The 14375-nt window shown below is 65.3% G+C and carries 12 protein-coding genes; 8 read left to right on the top strand and 4 right to left on the bottom strand.

Annotated features, from left to right (window positions below; all coding sequences use genetic code 11):
• Positions 1-18: 18 nt before the first annotated feature.
• A complete protein-coding gene (locus ACSYS9_RS11255) occupies positions 19-933 on the bottom strand; it encodes an alpha/beta hydrolase (RefSeq protein ID WP_071227396.1) in 915 nt (304 codons plus the stop codon).
• Between the two features lie 114 nt (positions 934-1047).
• On the opposite strand from ACSYS9_RS11255, the gene ACSYS9_RS11250 reads away from it, so the two are divergent.
• On the top strand, positions 1048-2025 hold the full coding sequence (locus ACSYS9_RS11250) for a LysR family transcriptional regulator (protein ID WP_440569299.1): 978 nt from the start codon (positions 1048-1050) through the stop codon (positions 2023-2025).
• A gap of 6 nt (positions 2026-2031) precedes the next feature.
• On the opposite strand, the gene ACSYS9_RS11245 is transcribed toward ACSYS9_RS11250, so the two are convergent.
• A complete protein-coding gene (locus ACSYS9_RS11245) occupies positions 2032-2958 on the bottom strand; it encodes an AraC family transcriptional regulator (RefSeq protein ID WP_071227439.1) in 927 nt (308 codons plus the stop codon).
• 122 nt (positions 2959-3080) lie between these two features.
• On the opposite strand from ACSYS9_RS11245, the gene ACSYS9_RS11240 reads away from it, so the two are divergent.
• Both ACSYS9_RS11240 and ACSYS9_RS11235 read left to right on the top strand, forming a co-directional pair.
• Positions 3081-3854: an SDR family NAD(P)-dependent oxidoreductase gene (locus ACSYS9_RS11240; RefSeq protein WP_049399308.1), complete on the top strand. Its 774-nt coding sequence runs from the start codon at positions 3081-3083 to the stop codon at positions 3852-3854.
• Between the two features lie 34 nt (positions 3855-3888).
• Positions 3889-4758, top strand: coding sequence for an oxidoreductase (locus tag ACSYS9_RS11235; RefSeq protein WP_071227398.1), 870 nt, complete (start codon positions 3889-3891; stop codon positions 4756-4758).
• Between the two features lie 66 nt (positions 4759-4824).
• On the opposite strand, the gene ACSYS9_RS11230 is transcribed toward ACSYS9_RS11235, so the two are convergent.
• Entirely contained in the window at positions 4825-5763 is a 939-nt protein-coding gene (locus ACSYS9_RS11230) for an alpha/beta hydrolase (RefSeq protein ID WP_071227399.1), read from the bottom strand.
• Positions 5764-6023: 260 nt separating this feature from the next.
• Between ACSYS9_RS11230 and ACSYS9_RS11225 the strand changes: the two genes are divergently transcribed.
• Entirely contained in the window at positions 6024-8165 is a 2142-nt protein-coding gene (locus ACSYS9_RS11225; RefSeq protein WP_256200877.1) for a hypothetical protein, read from the top strand.
• A 71-nt stretch (positions 8166-8236) separates the two neighbouring features.
• On the top strand, positions 8237-8722 hold the full coding sequence (locus ACSYS9_RS11220) for a TspO/MBR family protein (RefSeq protein ID WP_071227400.1): 486 nt from the start codon (positions 8237-8239) through the stop codon (positions 8720-8722).
• Between the two features lie 16 nt (positions 8723-8738).
• Here the strand turns inward: ACSYS9_RS11220 and ACSYS9_RS11215 are convergent, their stop codons facing one another.
• Positions 8739-9032 (bottom strand): hypothetical protein, encoded by a 294-nt coding sequence (locus ACSYS9_RS11215; RefSeq protein ID WP_071227401.1) that lies wholly within the window; start codon positions 9030-9032, stop codon positions 8739-8741.
• 252 nt (positions 9033-9284) lie between these two features.
• Here ACSYS9_RS11215 and ACSYS9_RS11210 point away from each other — a divergent pair, with 252 nt between their 5' ends.
• From ACSYS9_RS11210 to ACSYS9_RS11200, 3 genes are read left to right on the top strand one after another with little or no spacing between them, the layout of a single operon-like run.
• Positions 9285-11522 carry an ATP-binding protein gene (locus ACSYS9_RS11210; RefSeq protein ID WP_071227402.1) on the top strand — a complete coding sequence of 746 codons (2238 nt, stop codon included), beginning with the start codon at positions 9285-9287 and terminating at the stop codon, positions 11520-11522.
• The gene (locus tag ACSYS9_RS11205; protein ID WP_049399316.1) at positions 11519-11986 is read left to right on the top strand and encodes a response regulator; all 468 of its coding nucleotides are present in this window, start codon (positions 11519-11521) and stop codon (positions 11984-11986) included. Before ACSYS9_RS11210 ends, ACSYS9_RS11205 begins: the two co-directional genes overlap by 4 nt.
• Complete coding sequence (locus tag ACSYS9_RS11200) at positions 11979-14375, top strand: response regulator (RefSeq protein WP_071227403.1); 2397 nt, start codon at positions 11979-11981, stop codon at positions 14373-14375. Before ACSYS9_RS11205 ends, ACSYS9_RS11200 begins: the two co-directional genes overlap by 8 nt.

The following is a 14375-nucleotide window of genomic DNA, read 5'->3' as shown; positions in this document are numbered from 1 at the left end:
AACGCCGTACTGGCGTGCTCAGCGCGCAACCAGCGCCTGGTGGTAGAACTCGCCCAGTGCCGCGCCCGCACGCGCCACGAATTCGGGCTGGTCGTACAGCGCCACGTGGGTACCACCGGCCAGGATCAGCAGGTGCTTGTCGGTGCTTGCCGCGCGCTGGTGCAGCTCTTCGCTCATCCAGCGGGTGCCGGCCTCGCTGCCGGCGATCGCCAGCAACGGTTGGGTGAGGAACAGTTCCGCGTTGTTGAAGGCGTCGTAGCCCACCAGTTCGGCCAGGTTCTGCAGCGGGAACAGCCCAGTGGCGTTCGGATGCTGGCCACGCGGTGTGCGGTAGTAGTCGAAGGCTTCGGCAAAGTCCGGGTGTGTGGCGGCTTCGCGGTTGGCTGGCAGCGCATCCTGGTACTGGAGCTGTCCGCCCTCGGCCTGACGGGTGCGGGCCTGCGCTGCGGCATCAAGCAGCGCGACTGAATTCCGGGGATCGGCATCGCCGTCCCAACCCTGGCGGAACATCTGGCCGTAATTGACGGCACTGATGGTGCCCACCGCGCGGATGCGGCGATCGTTCATCGTGGCGTGTGCCGCATAGCCGCCACCGGCACAGATACCAAGCACACCGATCCGATCAGCGTCGACGATCGGCAGCGTGACCAGCAGGTCAATCGCCGCGCTGATATCGGCCACACGCGCATACGGGTTCTCATTGCCGCGCGGTGCGCCGGTGCTGTTGCCCTGGCAGGAGGCATCGAAGGTCAACACCACGAAGCCCTGCTTGACCAGGCTGGCCGCATGCACCGTTGCGGTCTGCTCCTTCACGCCACCGGCCGGGTGAACGACCACGACGGCCGGATGACGGGCCGACAGTGCGGCGTGCTCCGGCACATGCAGCTGGCCGGCCATGGTGATGTTGCCATTGGGGAATTGCACTGCTTTCATTGCCGTCCTCACAGGTTGCTGTCCACGTTGTGTGGAATGACAGCTACGATAGGGCTGGCATGGCGTGGTGATAATCCGCAAAAATCGTAATGGACTTATAAGCAGGATCACCCAATGGCAGGCAGTCACCTCAAGGATCTCTCGGCCTTTCTGATGGTTGCCGAAGAGGCAAGCTTCACCCGCGCCGCGATCCGGCTGGGCATCACCCAGTCTTCGCTCAGCCAGATCATCCGCGGGCTGGAAACCCGCCTGGGGCTGCGCCTGTTCGCTCGCACCACCCGCAGCGTGGCCCTGACCGAGGCCGGCGAGCGCCTGCTCGGACTCATCGGCCCGGCCATGAACGAACTGGAAGCCGGGCTGGCCCGCATCGGTGAACTGCGCGACAAGCCCGCCGGCACCCTGCGCCTGACCGCAGACGAATATGCCGTGCACGCTGTATTGATGCCCGCCATCGCCCGGCTGGTACCGGACTACCCCGACATCCGTGTGGAAATCACCACCGACTACGGGTTGACCGACATCGTCAGCGGGCGCTTCGATGCCGGCGTGCGTCGCGGCGGCCTGGTTGCCAAGGACATGATCGCAGTGCCGATCAGCCTGCCGATACCGATGGTAGTGGTGGCATCACCGGCCTACTTCGCCCGCCACCCGGCACCCCAACAGCCGCAGCAGCTGGTGGAGCACCAGTGCGTGAACCTGCGCCTGCCCACCCATGGCGAGATCTATGCCTGGACATTCACTCGCGCCGGCCGCGACCACCGGGTGAAGTCCGAAGGCCAAGTGGTGGTCAACAGTATTTCGGCCATGCGCGATGCAGCTTTGCAGGGCGTCGGCCTTACCTATCTTCCACTGCATTACGTGCAGGACTGGCTGGCGTCAGGAGAGCTGGTCGAGGCGCTGACCGAGTGGCGCAAGACTTACGAGGGGCATCACCTCTACTACCCGAACCGGCGCTTGGCTTCGCCGGTGTTCACACTGTTGCTGCAAGCGTTGCGTGACAACCTGGAAGACAGCAGGAAGCGCACCGCAACGAGTGCAACACGTGCCGCCACCCAGCGTGCACCGGCCAGGCCTCGCCGGCGCGCGACCTGATACTTCTTACCTGGGCGAGGTGGCCTGCCTGCGATACTGCGCGGGCGCCTGCCCCATGATGCGCTTGAACGCAGTACTGAACGCACTCTCCGACTCGTAGCCCACGGCAAAGGCAATACTGGACACGGCATCGGCGCCATGGGACAGCCGGTCCGCCGCAAGCAGCATCCGCCAACGTGACAGATAGTCCATTGCCGTGTGCCCGACCAGTGCCTTGAAGCGCTGCGCGAACACCGTGCGCGAAACCCCTGCGATACGCGCCAGTGACTCCAGCGTCCAGGACTGGGCCGGAGCTGCGTGCATCGCCCCGAGGGCCAGGCTGATGTGGCTGTCGGTCAGGGCCAGGAACCAGCCCTTCGGCACCCGGCCCGGGGTAGCCAGGTGCAGGCGCAGCACCTGTACCAGCATGAGATGGGCCAGATGGGTGGACATCAACCCTGCGCCCGGCTGCGGCGCGTGCAGTTCATTGGCCCATTGATCCAGCGCCCAGCGCAGCACGCCTGCTTGTCCCGAAGCACGTGGCACATGGATCAGGGGTGGCAGCGCATCGAACAGCACGGCGGCATGCCGCCCGGGAAACGCGAATCGGCCGCTGATGAGGAAGGTCTCTCCTCCCCCGTTGTGAGTCACAACGCCCTGCCGCGCCGCCGCTTCGATGATGGGTTCGCCGCTGGCGATGGCCACTGCAGGATCCGAAGCGAGCACGAACCGGCAGCGGCTGTTGAGCAGGAAGCAGTCGCCGGCTTCGAAGTGGAACGGTGCGGGCTCACCCTCGACGCGGCCCCAGCAGCCGCCCCCCATGACTGCCGTGAACTTGATGCCTTCGTGCGCCGGGAAATCGAATGCCCAGTCGCCGGCGGCATTGAATCCGGCAAAGAACTGGCTGCTTGGCTGCAGCAGTGACAGCACATCGGACAGCGGATCAGCGCTCATATCCGTACGCTCGAAGAAGTCAGGCGAACGCCACGGCATGGATCGTACAGAACCCCGGGCCTATCGTGCATTCCATGGCGGCACATCACCGCCCCGCTCCCGATCAGACACAGGAATTGCCCATGAAACGCCTGCAGGACAAAGTCGCCATCATCACCGGCGCCGGCAGCGGCACCGGCATGGGTGCGGTCATCGCCCGGGTCTTCGCCAGCGAAGGCGCCGTCGTTGTTGCTACCGGCACCCCCGACCGCAAACAGAACCTTGACGCACTGGTGCAGGACCTCACCGCCCAGGGCCATCGTGCAACATCGGCGTTCCTGGATGTGACCCGGCCCGAACAATGGGCCGAGGTGGCCGCCACCACAATCGAGCGCCATGGCCGCATCGATATCCTGGTCAACAACGCCGGCACGCCGGGGCCGCGCGACGGCCGCTGGGACAACGCCACGGCCGAGGACTTCAGCCACGTCATCGACGTCAATCTGACCAGCCAGTTCCATGGCATCAAGGCGGTCACGCCGCAGATGGAACTGCAGCACAGTGGCGCGATCATCAACATCTCGTCTGCCGCCGGCATCATCGTCTTCCCCGACGTGCCGCCGGGCTACAGCGCCTCCAAGGGCGGCAGCCGTCACCTGACCAAGGCCGCCGCCGTCGATTTCGCCCGCCGCGGCATCCGCGTCAACGGCATCTACCCGGGGCTGATCGACACGCCGATGGCCACCCATTTCACCGAGGACCCGCAACTCCTGGAAAGCCTCCTCAAGGGCATTCCGATCGGCCGCGTCGGCACTTCGGAGGAAATCGCCAAGGCCGCGCTGTTCCTTGCCAGCGATGACGCGTCCTACGTCATCGGTGCCGAACTGGTGGTCGACGGTGGATTGACCATCATCTGATCGCGTGTTGCACAACATTCCGCAGGATTCTCCAATGAATACACAACAACCACGTGTCTGGTTCATCACCGGTGCGTCATCCGGCCTGGGCAAGGCCCTTTCCGAAGCGGTCATTGCCCGGGGTGACCGCGCCATCCTCACCGCGCGGCGGCTGGACCGCCTTCGCGCGATCGCCGCAGGCCATGAGGACCACGTTCTGCCGCTGGCGCTTGACGTGAACGATGCCGATGGCCGTGCACGTGCCGTGGCCGAGGCCATCGAACGCTTCGGGCGCATCGATGTGCTGGCCAATGTGGCTGGCCGCGGTGTGGTGGGCGCCTGCGAGGAATTCAGCCTGGAACAGCTGCGCGAGCAGATGGAACTGAACTTCTTCGCTGCTGCCGAAATGAGTCGCGCCGTGTTGCCGCAGATGAGGAAGCAGGGCGCTGGCCACATTCTCACTGTCAGCAGCATTGCCGGGCTGGTGGCAATGAACGCGGCCGGCCCCTACTGTGCAGCGAAGTTCGCCATCGAAGGCTGGACGGAAGCACTGGCGATCGAAGCAAAGCCGCTCGGTATCCGGGTGACGCTGGTGGAGCCGGGCGCGTTCCGCACCGAGTTCGCCGGTGATGCCAACATGCGGCCAGCACACCGCATCGATGCCTATCGGCCGGTTGTGGAGCCATTCGAAACCTACCTGGAATCATCCTCCGGTCAGCAGATGGGTGACCCGGCAAAGGCCGCGCAGCGCATGCTGGACGTTGTAGCCAGCAATGACCCACCGGTGCGGCTGATGCTGGGTGCGGATGCCTATTCGATCTTGGAGACCACACTGGCCAACCGCCAGGCCGATCTGGCCAGGTGGCGTGAGCGCGGTATCGATACCGCGTTCGAGGGCGCCGCTACGGTGCAGATCCAGCTGTAAAGCAAACGTCCCGCCCGCCTGAAATGGGCCGGCGGGACGTACGCTGCTCTGGCTGGTCTTGTTGCATCAAGCGCCAAGATGCATCCGGTAGAACGGAATCAGCTGCTGCAGCGCCTGGGTGGTGGCTGCTGGCTGGTCATACAGCTCGTAGTGACTGGCGCCGGCCACGATCTGGATGCTCTTCTGCGCCGAACGCGCCCTTGCGTACAGCTCCAGGCCGTCACGATACGAGCCGAAACCACCGGGCACACCGCCGATGACGATGTGCAGCGGCTGAGTCAGCAGATGCTCGGTGAACGCAAAGGCATCCCAGCTCAGGGCGGCGCCGGTGCTGGTGAAGCGCAGCTTGTTCGGCGAGCCCGGCTGCTGGCCACGCGGCGTGCAGTAGTACTGCACCGCCTCGACGATGTCGATGTCGTTGACTCCGGCGGCTTCGCGCTCCGCTTCAGAGCCAGGAATGTAGCCCACGATCAACGGCTCAGCACCCCGTGCCTCGGCAGTGCGCTGCTTGCCCAGCGCTTCCAACGTCTTCAACGCAGCATCCGGCGACATGTCACCTTCACGCATCAGCCGGCCATAGTTGGCAGCCACCACCGTGCCGACTGCCTTGAAACGGTGGTCGGTAGTGGCCGCGCTCACCGCATAGCCACCGCCGCCGCAGACGCCCAGCACGCCAACACGATCTTCATCGATGTACGGCAGCGTCATCAGGTAATCCATGGCACAGCGGAAGTCCTCTACTCGGGTAGCGGGATCTTCCATGAAGCGGGGCTCACCGCCGCTGGCGCCCTGGGTGGAGGCGTCAAAAGCGAGAGTGATGAAACCAGCGGCGGTCAGTGCCTTACCATAGATGGCGCCCGACGTCTGCTCCTTGCAGCTGCTGATCGGGTGCGCGCAGACGATGGCAGCGTACTTGCTGGCAGGGTCGAAGCCTTCCGGAAAGCGCAGGGTGGCGGCGACATCCCAGCTACGGTTCTTGAAACTGACGGTCTCTTGGGTGCTCATTTCAGTTCTCCAGGGGATTGGATTCGGCAGGCAAAGCGTAGGCCGCCGCTATTGGGTTGATAATCCCGGAAAAAAGCATTGCACTTATTCCAAGTACCACCTAATTGCTCCAGGTCGCCGACTTCAGGCCGTCTCCACGCCCGCATTCACACGGTGCAACCCAACACTTCGCAATAGTGCGCTGGCTCCCCATGTGATGAAGGTTGAAGCCGCTGATTTCCGTTCGCTACCCTCAATGGCCTCGCCATGCGCGCCTCACGGTGCGCATTCTGCTTGTCGTGTACGCTGCCTACCTGGTGGCCGGCAACATCTTCCTCAACACCCCGCTGTTCGACCAGGTCACCAACCGCAAGCCGCACAAGTTCGTGATGACCACCGGCCCGGCCATCACGCTGCTGCCGGGCCACGTCATTGCCTGGAACGTGCATATGCGCGGACACGTCAACCACACCGTCTACGTACTGCATGCCGAGCGTGCGAGCGCTCGCTTGGCCGTGCTGCCCCTGTTCCGCCGCGAAGTGCGGGTTCCCCGATTGCAGGCCACAGGCGTGTCGGCCGAAATCAGTCGCGTCGAGGACGCCATTCCGTCGCCCCCGCGCAGCGACCAGGGTTGGACCCTGCGTTTCGACGCCATCCACAGCGACAGCATCCGCAGCGCCCGGCTGGGCAAGCTGTTGATCATCGGCAAGGGCCAGGGCACGGTCGGGTTCCTCAAGCAGCTGCGCGGCGGCCCATCGGAACTGTTCGATTCCGAGGTCTCGTTCAGCAAGGCAGACACCAGCTATGACGGCGTGCAGCTGCTGGGCGACATGAATCTGACTGCGCGCTTCAGCTATCCGCGGCACTATCGCGACCAGGCGCCCGGCCTGGCCAAGTTGAAGCTGTTGCATGCGCAGCTTGAGGTGGATGCGCGCAGCCAGGGCCTGCGCATGGATACGGATGCCACAACGCCAAAGATCTCCAGCGCGCCCGTGCCCGGACGCCTGCAACTGGCGGTCCACCTGATCGACGGCCAGCTGCAACCCGGTGACCACGCGCTCTGGCAGGTGCCGCTCTTCCTCGGCGATGGCGCGCCCAATCGCGGCGTGCTGGCCCTGCAGCTCAATGTGGCCAACGACCTGCGCCTGCAGGCCCGCCTGCCGCCACGCCCGGATTCGGCCGCCGGCATCGATGCCGACCTGCTCATCACCGGGCGCGAGATTCCGTTCCAGCACCCTGCCCAGCTGCTGGAACGCAGCTCCGGTACAGTGCGTGGCGAATGGGCCTTCACCTCGCTCAGCTGGATCCCTGCCCTGTTCGTGCGCAAGCCGTGGCTGCAGCTCGACGGCGGCGGCACCCTGAAGGCCGATCTGCGCCTGCGCAATGGCGAACTGATCGAAGGCAGCACCGTGGACATTCCCTCCGCCGCGGCGGTGGCCGAAGTGGCCGGCGTGCGTCTGGCCGGCACCGCCAGCGCGCATGGCGAGCTGAAGGCCGGCACCCCCAACCAGGCACAGCTGGCGATCCGGCTGCCCCGCTTCACCGCGCGCCCCAGCGATGCGAAGGATGTGCGGCTGTTCGACGGGCGTGACCTGGCCGTGGACCTTACCGGCGATGGCCGCCTGCAGGAACTGCGCAAGGGCGTTCGCGCACGGTTGCGTTTCAGCGAGGCGACCATCCCTGACCTGGCCGCCTACAACCGCTACCTTGGCTCTCAACAGGTGCGCCTGCTGCGTGGCACCGGCAGCCTCAGCGGCGACGCCACGCTCGACACCGATGGCCGCGTCGGCCACGGCACCGCGCGCCTACAGGGGCGCAACGCCAGTGCGAAGGTTACAGGCCTGGACATGGGCGGCGATGTGAACGTGAACGCGACGCTTCGCCGTGGGGACTTCAACCAGCGCCACTTCGATCTGTCCGGCACCACCGTGGAGCTGCGCAATGTGCAGGTGGCGGGCACCGATTCCAGCAGCGCGTGGAAAGGCCGTGCTGTGTTCAAGCGGGGCCGCATCGACGCGCAGTCCCCGTTCCAAGTGGACGCTACCACCGATCTGACCCTGAGCGATGCACGCCCCCTGCTGGCCGTGTTCGCCAAGCGCACCGACTACCCGCGCTGGACGCTGTCGCTGCTCGACTCCGGCCAGGTCGATGCACAGGCCACGTTGCGCTGGCGCCCGGGTCATCTGCTGATCGACGGCCTGCGGGCCGAGAATGATCGCCTGGCGGTACGTGCGCGGCTGGATCTTCTGGAGCAGCGCAAGCGTGGCGATCTCTACCTGCGCTGGGGGCTGCTGGGCGCGGGCATCGAGCTTGATGGCGAACAGCGCCAGTGGCATCTGGCCAAGGCGCGGGAATGGTTCGACCAGCGCCCTTCGCTGTTGCCAGCTGGCGGAAGTGGAAGCGCTGCGGGTTCTTCAGATTGATCGCCCCGGGATGCATCCATTGGCCGCTTCCGTTCGTATGAGCGGGTAAACGCAGGATGGAGCAGCACGGAATGAAGCGGCGTTCACAGGTTATGGGTCTTCTGGGATGGGGCGTGGTCACTTTTGCGGCGGCGGCAGTCGGCGCGTGGGCATCGACATCCGCCGCCAGCTTCTACGCCACCCTCGCCCTGCCTGCCTGGGCACCGCCTGCCAGCGTGTTTGGCCCGGTGTGGAGCCTGCTCTACGCCATGATGGCCATTGCGGCGTGGCTGGTCTGGCGCGAACGCGGCTGGCGCAACGCGCAACCGGCCCTGGTGCTCTATCTGGTGCAGCTGGCCGTCAATGCCCTCTGGAGCTGGCTGTTCTTCGGCTGGAAGCTGGGCGCGCTGGCCTTCGTCGACATCCTGATACTTATCGCGCTGGTGTGCGCAACGATCGTTGCCTTCGCCCGCCACCATCGCGGTGCGGCGGCGATGCTGCTGCCTTACCTGGCCTGGATATCGTTCGCCTCGGCGCTGAACTTCGCGGTGTGGCGCGCCAATCCCGGGGTGCTGTGACCCCGTATCAGTGCTCTCAGGCCTGTGCGACGCGCTGCGGCTGCCATGCACGCAGCAACGCCGGCTTGAACGCCTGTTGGCCACAACCTGTGGGGCATCGCACCACGCGCGCGGCGGTGTGGCTGACCAGCCCTTGCCCTTCCTCGGCCTTGAACACCGTTTCGCAGCTCATGCACCGCGCAACCAGCGAGTACAGGTGGAGCAGGCGCCCACTGGCCGGATCCTGCAGGGCATCCACATCCAGCAGTTCAAACTGGCAGCTGTCGGCAAGCACGCGGTATGGCGTTGAAGGCAAGGTCTGCAGGTTCACGGGGCGTGGTCACTCAGGAATGTGCGTTCACCTTAGGCAAGTCGGTGTCGAGTGCGCGTGCAGCGCACATGTACCTTTCGCGAAACATGCAAGTGCTGTTGGAATGTCCAGATGAAGAATTCAGGTTTGAATGAAACGTTCTTCACACGCACGTACCGGTATGCGAATGCACGATTTTGCGTCACCATCCGTGCATGCCGGATGCAACGCTGGGCCATTCCAGCCATCCACGAATCATGAGTCCCGCCTTTGATGCCTTCTGCCGAGTCCACGCACGACACTGCCTTGTCCAGTTGCGCGCGCGAACCGATCCACACCCCCGGCGCGATCCAGCCCTACGGCGTGCTTCTGGTCGTTGAACCGCAGTCCCTGCGGGTGCGCGAGCGCGCCGTCAGTCATCCCGGCCTGCTGCAGCAGTTCGGCGAACCGTTGATGCAGCATGTCAGCGAGGTACTGGGCGGCGTGCTGGCGCCCTTCCAGGCGCTGTTCCAGCAGGCCACGGTGGGCAGCAGCGCGCATGTCGGCGCCGTGCACCTGGATGGCCACGGCCGCCATCAATTGCTGGTGCATCGCTCCGCCACCGATCTGCTGATCGAGCTGGAGGCGCCGGTTCCCGGCCAGCCTGGTTCGCTGGAAGAATTGTATCCGTCGATCCGCGAACTGATGACCGGCATCGAATCGGCTACCACCGTGGAAGATCTGTGCCAGCTGGCGGCCGCGCACATGCGCCGGCTGACCGGCTTCGATCGCACCCTGGTCTACCAGTTCGATCCCGGCTGGAACGGCATCGTGGTCGCCGAGGATGGCAACGGCCTGTTGCCGTCCTACCTGGACCTGCGCTTCCCCGAGTCGGACATTCCTGCGCAGGCCCGCGAGCTGTACCGCCGCAATCGGGTGCGCCTGATCGCGGACAACAGCTATACCCCTACCCCGCTGATGCGGGCCGAGGACCATCGCGACGCGCCGGCTACCGACCTGAGCCTGGCCGTGCTGCGCAGCGTTTCGCCCGTGCACCTGCAGTACATGCGCAACATGGGCACCGGCGCATCGATGTCGGTGTCGCTGGTGCACGAGGGCCAACTGTGGGGTCTGGTGTCCTGCCACACGGTGCAGCCACGCCGCCTGCCCTACCACGTGCGCACTGCCTGCGAGTTCATGGGCCAGATCCTGTCACTGCAGATCGCCCTGAAGGAGCGTGCACGCGCCATCGAAGAGCGCGTGGCGCGCCGCTCGGTGCTGGTCAAGCTGCTGGCACGCATGGCCGGCGACGAGGATTTCATGGCTGCGCTGCGCCACGATGAAGCCAGCCTGCTGTCGCTGACCGGCGCTGCCGGTGCGGCCATCGTGCACAGGGGCGACTGCATGCGCGTGGGTGAGTGCCCAGCCGCCAGCGACGTGCTGGCCCTGGCTGATTGGCTGGCTACCCAGCAGACCGGGCAGGAAACGTACTGCAGTGACCATCTGGCAGCCAACTGGGCGCCCGGCGCGCGCCTGTCCGACGTGGCCAGCGGCGTACTGGCGGTGTCCATTTCGCAGCTGCACGACAGCTATCTGATGTGGTTCCGCCCGGAAGTAGTGCGCACCGTGCGTTGGGGTGGCGACCCACGCAAAGCGGCGGCGCCCGGCGTGGCACTGTCCCCGCGCAGTTCATTCGAAGCCTGGAAAGAGACCGTACAGCAACGCAGCCTGCCATGGACCGACGCCGACTGCGATGCCGCACACGAAATGCGCACGGCCATCGTCGATATCGTTCTGCGCAAGGCCGAGGAAATGGCCGAGCTCAACGAGCAGCTGGTCCGCAGCAACAAGGAACTCGAAGCGTTTTCCTATTCGGTCAGCCACGACCTGCGCGCGCCGTTCCGCCACATCGTCGGTTATTCGGAGCTGCTGGGCAGCTCGGCCGGCGAACGCCTCAACGATACCGAGCGCCGCTTCCTGGATACGATCGTGGAGTCGGCCAAATCCGCTGGGACACTGGTGGACGATCTGCTGAGCTTCTCGCAGATGGGCCGTTCCACGCTCGGCCGGGTACGGCTGGATATGGCGGCGCTGGCCGAAGATGTGCACCGGAGCCTGGCTTTGGACTACGCCGGACGCGATGTGCAATGGACGCTGGCGCCGCTGCCGGAGGTGGAGGCCGATCCGACGATGTTGCGTCTGGTCTGGCAGAACCTGCTGGCCAACGCGATCAAGTTCACCCGCGAGCGCGAGCAGGCCGTTATCGAGGTCGGTCACGAGCGCAACGTCGACGAAGATCACTTTTTCGTGCGGGACAACGGCTGCGGCTTCGATATGCGCTACGTGGACAAGCTGTTCGGTGTGTTCCAGCGCCTGCATCACGTCGAAGAATTCGAAGGCACCGGCATCGGTCTGGCCAATGTACGCCGCATCATCGGCCGCCATGGCGGCCGTACCTGGGCCGAGGGCGAGCCCGGCAAGGGCGCCACGATTCATTTCACCCTACCCCGTTCCACAGGAGATCTCCCATGAGGGACCTGCGGCCGATCCTCCTGGTGGAGGACAGCCCCAAGGATGCCGAGCTGACGCTGGCCGCGTTATCGCGCTGCCAGTTGCTGAACGATGTCATCCATGTACGCGATGGTGCCGAGGCGCTGGATTACCTGCGCTGCGAAGGCAAGTTCGCCGGCGCCATGCACGGCGGCCCGGTGGTGGTGCTGCTGGACCTGAAGCTGCCCAAGGTGAACGGCCTGGAAGTGTTGGAACAGGTGCGTGGTGACCCACAGCTGAGCAGCACCCCGGTGGTGATGCTGACCTCGTCGCGCGAAGAACAGGATCTGGTGCGCAGTTACGAACTGGGCGTGAACGCATTCGTGGTCAAGCCAGTGGACTTCAAGGAGTTCTTCGACGCTATCCAGGGGCTGGGCATGTTCTGGGGCATCACCAACCAGCCCCCGCCGTATCGGCCCAACGGCTCGGGGCAGCACAATGCGTGATGGATCGCGCCGCAGCGAGCGCCTGCGCATCCTCATGCTGGAGGACAGCGCGCTTGATGCGGAGCTGATCAGCGCACAGCTGCAGCGTGCCGGCCTCGATTTCGAGGCCGAGCGCCTGTGGACCCGCAATGCCTTCATCGAGGCAATTGAGAATCGCGCCTTCGATGTGATCCTGGCCGATCATGTGCTGCCCGGATTCGACGGCGATGCGGCCCTTGCACTGGCACGCGAGCGGATTCCGCAGACCCCTTTCATCTTCGTTTCCGGCACGCTGACCGAAGAACTGGCGGTGCAGGCACTGACCCGCGGCGCACGCGATTACGTAGTCAAGCAGCGCCTGCAACGCCTGCCGGATGCGATCCGACGCGCCCGCCAGGAGGCGTACGAGCGCACCCAGTTGGCCCACGCGCAGGCCGCCCTGAATGACAGCCAGGCCCAACTGCAGCAGGTAACCGATGCCGTCCCTGCGCTGATCGCCCAGCTCGACACGGCGCATCGCTACCGCTTCGCGAACAAGGCGTTCCTGGACTGGCACGGCGTCAGCCTGGCCGAACTGCTGGGTCGCGCGGCACGGGATGTCAGCGGCATTTCCGCCTTCGAGCACGCCCTGCCCAGCCTGGAGCGGGTACTGCAGGGCGAGCGCACCAGCTTCCAGGTCGAACTGGTCCACCGCAGCGGCGAATCCCGATTCGTGCAGATGGACTGCGTACCGGAACATGCGGCCGATGGCAGCGTGGTCGGCTACATCTGCATGGGCAGCGATGTTTCACTGTTGAAGCAGGCCGAACTGGCGCTGCGCGAGGACAACCAGGTTCTCGAGCGACAGGTGCAGGCACGCACCGCCGAGTTGCGGGCCAGCAAGCGGCGCCTGCAGGCGATCTTCGAATCCAGCTTCCAGCATCAGGTGCTGTTGGATCTGTCCGGACGCGTGGTTGATGCCAATGACGCGTCACTGGCCGCGGTGCTTGCAGACAAGAAGGACACCGTTGGCGCGCGCTTCGGCGAATCGCTCTGGTTTGCCACAACCGATGGCATCAGTGCGCTGATCGACCAGGCCGTCGCCGCAGCCGTACAGGGCCGCAGTTCGCTGCATGCACTGGAACTGGAACTCCCGACCGGGCGGCGCAGCTTCGACTTCTCGTTCCGCCCGCTGCTGGATACCGAAGGCGTGGTCACCGCCGTGGTTTCCGAGGCAGTGGAAACCACCGCGCGGCTGCAGGCAGAACACGCACTGCGCCAGTCGCAGAAGATCGAGGCGGTCGGCCAGCTCACCGGCGGCATCGCCCATGATTTCAACAACATCCTGACGGTCATCTCCGGCAATGTCGAGCACGCCATGCTGCTCAACGAACGCGCCGGAGAATCCGGGGCAATGGTCAGCCGTGCACTGGACAATGCACTGAAAGGCGTCGGCCGTGCCGCCAGCCTGACCCAGCGCCTGCTGGCGTTTGCCCGTCGCCAGCCGCTGCACAGCCAGGCCGCCAACCTCAACGAACGCCTGCTGGACATGCACGACATGCTGCAGCGTGCACTGGGTGAGCTGGTGCAGCTGGAGATCCGCAATGCCGAGGACATCTGGTGCGTGGAGATCGACATCAGCCAGCTGGAGGCCTCCGTACTGAACCTGGCGGTCAATGCCCGCGATGCGATGCCGCATGGCGGCCGGCTGGTGATCGAAGTCGACAACAGCCATCTCGACCACGACTACGCCGCCCTGTTTCCCGATGCAGCGCCTGGCGAGTACGTGATGCTACGGGTTCGCGACAATGGCCACGGCATGGACGCGGCGACCCTGGCGCGCGTGTTCGAGCCGTTCTTCACCACCAAGCAGGTTGGCCGCGGCACCGGGCTTGGCCTGTCCATGGTGCATGGCTTCGTCAAGCAGTCCGGTGGCCACGTGCTGATCGACTCGGTGGAAGGCGGCGGCACCAGCATCACCATGATGTTCCCGCGCTCTCCGCTGGCTCTGCCCTGCGAAGCACGCACCCCACAGACCGGCCTGGCGGGTTACTCACCGCGCGAGGAAACCATTCTGGTCGCCGAGGACAATGACGATGTCCGCGCCCACACGGTGGATGCGCTGCGGCTGCTCGGTTACCGCGTGCTGGAAGCCCACGACGGCCCCTCCGCGCTGCGGCTGCTGGAGCGCCCCGACACCAAGGTGGATCTGTTGTTCTCGGACGTGGTGATGCCCGGCATGTCGGGGTGGGAACTGGTGCACGAAGTCCGTGAACGCTGGCCGGAAGTCGCCGTCCTGTTCACGTCGGGCTATCCACGTGACCACGACCAGGTGGGCAGCCAGGGACGCGCGGTTTCATTGCTGCCAAAGCCGTTTACCCGCAGTGATCTTGCAGCGGCGGTACGCACCGCGCTGGGGGCGACGCACTGA

It is taken from the genome of Stenotrophomonas sp. STK17_22, assembly GCF_051983905.1.
Lineage (GTDB): Bacteria > Pseudomonadota > Gammaproteobacteria > Xanthomonadales > Xanthomonadaceae > Stenotrophomonas > Stenotrophomonas maltophilia_A.
The sequence above is the reverse complement of the archived record's forward strand: the minus strand, read 5'-3'. Positions and strand labels throughout refer to the sequence as shown.

Coding starts and splice junctions, on each gene's coding strand:
- ACSYS9_RS11240 (WP_049399308.1), top strand. CDS start 3,081: ATGAAACGCCTGCAGGACAAAGTCGCCATCATCACCGGCGCCGGCAGC.
- ACSYS9_RS11255 (WP_071227396.1), bottom strand. CDS start 933: ATGAAAGCAGTGCAATTCCCCAATGGCAACATCACCATGGCCGGCCAG.
- ACSYS9_RS11250 (WP_440569299.1), top strand. CDS start 1,048: ATGGCAGGCAGTCACCTCAAGGATCTCTCGGCCTTTCTGATGGTTGCC.
- ACSYS9_RS11245 (WP_071227439.1), bottom strand. CDS start 2,958: ATGAGCGCTGATCCGCTGTCCGATGTGCTGTCACTGCTGCAGCCAAGC.
- ACSYS9_RS11205 (WP_049399316.1), top strand. CDS start 11,519: ATGAGGGACCTGCGGCCGATCCTCCTGGTGGAGGACAGCCCCAAGGAT.
- ACSYS9_RS11230 (WP_071227399.1), bottom strand. CDS start 5,763: ATGAGCACCCAAGAGACCGTCAGTTTCAAGAACCGTAGCTGGGATGTC.
- ACSYS9_RS11210 (WP_071227402.1), top strand. CDS start 9,285: ATGCCTTCTGCCGAGTCCACGCACGACACTGCCTTGTCCAGTTGCGCG.
- ACSYS9_RS11235 (WP_071227398.1), top strand. CDS start 3,889: ATGAATACACAACAACCACGTGTCTGGTTCATCACCGGTGCGTCATCC.
- ACSYS9_RS11220 (WP_071227400.1), top strand. CDS start 8,237: ATGAAGCGGCGTTCACAGGTTATGGGTCTTCTGGGATGGGGCGTGGTC.
- ACSYS9_RS11200 (WP_071227403.1), top strand. CDS start 11,979: ATGCGTGATGGATCGCGCCGCAGCGAGCGCCTGCGCATCCTCATGCTG.